This window comes from Vibrio sp. 1249-1 (genome assembly GCF_033340495.1).
The window spans coordinates 1-583 of sequence record NZ_JAWOWJ010000865.1 but is presented as its reverse complement, the minus strand read 5'-3'; the positions used below and the strand labels follow the sequence as shown (position 1 = coordinate 583).

Here is a 583-nt window from a genome sequence, read left to right as displayed (position 1 = left end):
TAATGCGTGAACTGCTAGAAATTGAAGCTCAACATCCTGATTTAGTGACGGTTGATTCGCCAAGTCAGCGAGTGGGTGGTAAGCCGCTTTCTGAATTTAGTCAGGTGACACACGAAGTCCCAATGTTGTCATTAGATAATGCATTCGACGACAGTGAACTCGACAGCTTCCATAAACGTGCTCAAGACCGAATCGGTGGAGAAAGCATTAAGCAGTATTGTTGTGAACCAAAGCTAGATGGCTTAGCCGTGAGTCTGCTGTATGAAAACGGTATTTTAGTTCAAGCGGCAACGCGTGGTGATGGTACTACGGGTGAAAACATCACTGAAAACGTGCGCACCATTAATGCCATTCCTCTGAAGCTGAGGGGTGATGACTGGCCAGCTCGTCTTGAGGTCCGCGGTGAAGTGTTTATGCCGAAAGCGGGCTTTGAAAAGTTGAATGAGCTTGCGCGTCAGAAGGGCGAAAAAGTATTTGTGAATCCTCGCAATGCAGCAGCAGGCAGTTTACGTCAATTAGATTCGCGTATTACGGCTTCGCGTCCACTTAGCTTCTACGCATACAGTGTTGGAGTTGTGCAAGG

General features: G+C 47.5%; 1 pseudogene. It reads left to right on the top strand.

The features are described from left to right. A pseudogene (gene ligA, locus R7Z50_RS29355) lies at window positions 1-583 on the top strand (NAD-dependent DNA ligase LigA); the annotation flags it as partial.